This window comes from Actinomycetota bacterium, from assembly GCA_036280995.1.
In the GTDB taxonomy this organism is placed as follows: domain Bacteria; phylum Actinomycetota; class CALGFH01; order CALGFH01; family CALGFH01; genus CALGFH01.
The window spans coordinates 1-4,083 of sequence record DASUPQ010000210.1; the positions used below are offsets into that span (position 1 = coordinate 1).

At 71.4% G+C, this 4,083-nt stretch carries 5 protein-coding genes; 4 read left to right on the forward strand and 1 reads right to left on the reverse strand.

What is annotated here, in order from left to right; all coding sequences use genetic code 11:
• Window positions 1-64 precede the first annotated feature (64 nt).
• Window positions 65-808: an ANTAR domain-containing protein gene (locus VF468_06585; GenBank protein HEX5877972.1), complete on the reverse strand. Its 744-nt coding sequence runs from the start codon at window positions 806-808 to the stop codon at window positions 65-67.
• On the opposite strand from VF468_06585, the gene VF468_06590 reads away from it, so the two are divergent.
• The 4 genes from VF468_06590 to VF468_06605 form a co-directional block, all read left to right on the forward strand.
• Window positions 801-1,394, forward strand: coding sequence for a helix-turn-helix domain-containing protein (locus VF468_06590; protein HEX5877973.1), 594 nt, complete (start codon window positions 801-803; stop codon window positions 1,392-1,394). The genes VF468_06585 and VF468_06590 overlap by 8 nt on opposite strands.
• Before the next feature lie 119 nt (window positions 1,395-1,513).
• Window positions 1,514-2,971 carry a DDE-type integrase/transposase/recombinase gene (locus VF468_06595; GenBank protein HEX5877974.1) on the forward strand — a complete coding sequence of 486 codons (1,458 nt, stop codon included), beginning with the start codon at window positions 1,514-1,516 and terminating at the stop codon, window positions 2,969-2,971.
• Window positions 2,968-3,783 (forward strand): AAA family ATPase, encoded by an 816-nt coding sequence (locus VF468_06600; protein HEX5877975.1) that lies wholly within the window; start codon window positions 2,968-2,970, stop codon window positions 3,781-3,783. Before VF468_06595 ends, VF468_06600 begins: the two co-directional genes overlap by 4 nt.
• A gap of 28 nt (window positions 3,784-3,811) precedes the next feature.
• The coding region (locus VF468_06605) for a hypothetical protein (protein ID HEX5877976.1) at window positions 3,812-4,083 on the forward strand (272 nt) is incomplete at its 3' end.

Genomic DNA, 4,083 nt, shown 5'->3' on the forward strand with positions numbered 1-4,083 from the left:
GCATGACGAGGTTCAGGTCGCCCGTCAGATTCGCGTTCAAGATCTCGACGCAACAGTCGCTCTTTCACGGCGCGGGGTTGTCCGGGTGGTCGCCGGCCTTGCTGTCTTTCATGAGGGCCTGCGCCGCGGCGGCCAGGGAACGGCCGGTGGCCGCGGCCCGCCGCCGCAGTTCCTGAGCCGCGGCGTCCGGTGGCAGACCGTGGTCGATCAACCACCCGACGGCCCGGTGGACGGCGGCGGCCTGCGCCGGGTCGGTCGCCGCGGACGGTCCCGGGGTGACGTCACCGCCCAGCAGATGCCGGTCCACCAGCACCTCATCGGCCAACCCGAACAGTCGCCGGGCGTCCGCGGCCAACTCGGCGAACGCGTGAACCTTCCGGGCGTAGAACACCATCATGCTGCCCGCCCCGGCACCGGCACCGGCCGACGGGGGCAACCGCACCTGCAGCGACGAGCGGACCGCCCGCATGGCGCGGGGCTCGATGGTGGTCAGGGTGATCGGTTCCCCGGCCAGCCGCACGGTGACGGTCAGACCGAGGAACGAGGGGACCGCGCCGGTCAAGTCGTCGATCAGCACGGCCAGGATCGCCTGCAGGTGTTGACCGTCGCTCGGGATGACGACGACCGGGGTGGGCATCGTCATCGGGGTTGCCGATGACGATGGGGCGACGGTTGCGGGTTTGATCTTCGTGGTGGGCATCGTCAGTGTGACGAGCATCGGAAATGGACAACGGCCCTCCCGCCGAGTGTCCAGGAAGACCGATGCGGGAGGGCCGTGCTCGGATGCACGGAGGCACCCGTTGATCACGGTAGAGGTGGATCAGGTTCTGGTCGAGTCCCGGTTGGCGGCAGGTGGGGTGTCCTGCCCGACATGCCGGGGCGTGCTCGCGCCGTGGGGGTGGGCCCGGCCGCGTGGGGTTCGTGGCGTCGGTGAGCTGCGGCCCCGGCGGGCCCGCTGTTCGTCGTGCCTGATCACGCACGTGTTGCTGCCGGTCACGGTGCTGCTGCGGCGGGCCGACGCGGCCGCGGTGATCTGGGCCGCTCTGGTGGCGCGGGCGGCCGGGCGGGGGCACCGCACGATCGCCTTCCTGCTGGGGGTGCCGGCGTCCACGGTGCGGGGGTGGCTGCGCCGGATGCGCACCCGGTTGGCGTCGGTGCGGGTGCATTTCACGGTGGTCGCCCGCCGGGCCGGCGTCGACCAGAGCGCTCCGACCGGCACGGGCAGCGCCTGGAGGGACGTGGTGGCCGCGGTCGGCGCGGCCTGGGTGGCGGTCACGGCCCGGTTCGGGCCGGGTGGGTTGGTCGGCGCGGTGACGGTCGGGCAGGTCGCTGCCGCGTCGTCGGGTGGTCGGCTCCTTGCCCCGGGCTGGCCGGCGTCGACCGGTCCTTGTTGATCAACACGAGTTGCCCCTGACGCAGACCCGGCCGGGTCCGGGATCCTCGCCGAGGTCAATTGCCCGACAAACCCTGTCGGGTAACCGAAGCGACGACAAGGGGTTTGGTGAGCGGCGAGATGGACGCGTTCAAACGGCGGGAACGGGCGCAGCAGGTCGCGCTGTTCAGGTACCAGTTGATCTGCCCGGCGCTGGAGGCGGGCTTGTCGACCAAGCAACGCGGGAAGGTGGTCCGGGAGATCGCCGGCCGCACCCACGACGGCCCGTTCGGCGGCCGGGTGCGGTACTCGCGGGAGTCCCTGGACCGATGGCTGCGCCGGTACTGGGCCGGCGGGTTCGAGGCCCTGTCCCCGTCGACCCGGCAGCCGGGCACCCGGATCGACGCCCAGGTGTTTGAGCTGGCCGAAGCGCTCAAGCGGGAGAACCCGGACCGCACCGTCGCCCAGGTCGCCCGGATCCTGCGGGTCTCGACCGGCTGGGCACCGTCGGAATCGACGCTGCTGCGGCACTTCCACCGGCTGGACCTGATGGTCCCCGGCGGCGCCGGGCCGGCGGTGTTCGGCCGGTTCGAGGCCGCCGACTGCAACGAACGGTGGGTCGGTGACGCCCTGCACGGGCCGAAGGTGGCCGGCCGGAAAACGTACCTGTTCGCCTTCCTGGACGACCATTCGCGTCTCGCCGTGGGTTACCGGTTCGGGTTCGCCGAGGACACGGTCCGGTTGGCCGCCGCCCTGCAACCCGCGCTGGCCAGCCGCGGCGTCCCCGAAACCGTCTATGTCGATAACGGATCCGCGTTCGTGGATTCCTGGCTGTTGCGGGCCTGCGCCGTGCTCGGGATCCGGCTGGTGCACAGCCGGCCGGGTAAACCCCAAGGACGCGGGAAAATCGAACGCTGGTTCCGCCGGGTGAACGATCAGTTCCTGGTCGAGGTGCCCGACAGCACCGCCGACGATGTCCGCGACGCCGGGCTGACCCCGGCGGCGGCGCTGCTGGAACTGAACGGGTTGTTCACCGCCTGGGTGGAGGCCCGCTACCACCACGACGTCCACTCCGAGACCGGGCAGACACCGCTGCAGCGGTGGACCCAGGGATGGGACCGGGCCGGGCGGGCACCGGCCATGCCCACCCCGCAGGACCTGACCGAGGCGTTCCTGTGGTCCGCGCAACGCGTGGTGACCAAGACCGCGACCGTGTCCCTGCACGGCAACACCTACCAGGTCGACCAGGCCCTGGCCGGCCGCAAGGTCGAGCTGCTGTTCTCCCCGTTCGACCTGGAACACCTTCAGGTCCGCTACCAGGACCGTGACCACGGACCCGCGGTGCCGCACCGCATCACCCGGCACACCCATCCCAAGGCCCGGCCCGAGACGACCGAGGGCGCACCACCCCCACGGACCGGGATCGACTACCTGGCCCTGGTCGCCGACGAGCACCAGCAGCACCTCGCCGCCGACCAGAAGATCAACTTCTCCGCTCTCTACCCCGGTGAACTGCCCGGGCAGCTCAGCATCGACGACGCCCTGCGCGACATCAACGGCCAGGCCCAGGGCGACGACCGGCCGGAGGTGGCCGGGTGAGCGTGCAACGCGTGCAGGCCCACTACGGCTTCACCCGGATGCCCTTCGGCCGGAACCTGGCCACGGGCATGCTGCACCGCCACCGCGGCCTGGGCGAGGCCGTCGCCCGGATCAGCTGGTGCGTGGACCAACACGCCCTCGGCGTGATCACCGGCGAGGTCGGCGCCGGCAAGACCGTCGCCGTCCGCGCCGCCACCGCCGCCCTGGACACCAGCCGGCACGTGGTCATCTACCTACCCAACCCCTCCGTCGGGGTCCGCGGCATGCTCCACCACATCGTCTCCGCGCTCGGCCGGACCCCCTCCTTCTACACCGCGACGCTGGCCCCGCAGGCCGCCGACGCGTTAGCCGCCGAACACGCCGAACGCGGCCGCACCCCCGTGGTCGTGATCGACGAAGCCCACCTGCTGGACACCCAGCAACTCGAGGCGATCCGCATGCTCACCAACCACGACATGGACTCCGGCAGCCCGTTCGCCGCCCTCCTGGTCGGGCAACCCACCCTGCGGCACCGCCTGCGCCTGGGCGTGCTGGCCGCCCTGGACCAGCGGATCTCCGTGCGCTGCACCCTGACCGGGATGACCGACCAGGACACCGCCGACTACCTGACCCACCACCTCAAACTCGCCGGCCGAACCGACACCCTGTTCACCGGTGACGCCGTCACCCTGATCCACAACGCCGCCCGCGGCTACCCCCGCGCCGTGAACAACCTCGCCATCAACGCCCTGACCGCGGCGTTCACCCGCAACCAGGCCATCGTCGACGAGAAATCCGCCCGCGCCGCCATCGCCGAAACCGGCGGCGACTAACCGTCAACCCGACGACCACCCCGTCAACATGACCACCAAGGCCCCGCCCGACACCACCGGGCGGGGCCTTCCAACACCCAGATCAACGTCAACAGCAATGACGCCGTCACCGTCAAGAACAGCGACGCTCAACACCCGGGCGCCGACGTTCGTGCCAGGCTCCCGCCGGTGCGCCGATCCGGCCGCACACCTGCTCACCCCGACCGCGTGGGCCGGGCAACGGCAGGAGTTCTGCCACCTGGTCGGCAAGCCCGCCGATCCCGCCGCGGCACTGAACCCCTGCCCATTCGCCAGCGGTCG

Coding starts and splice junctions, on each gene's coding strand:
- VF468_06595 (HEX5877974.1), top strand. CDS start 1,514: ATGGACGCGTTCAAACGGCGGGAACGGGCGCAGCAGGTCGCGCTGTTC.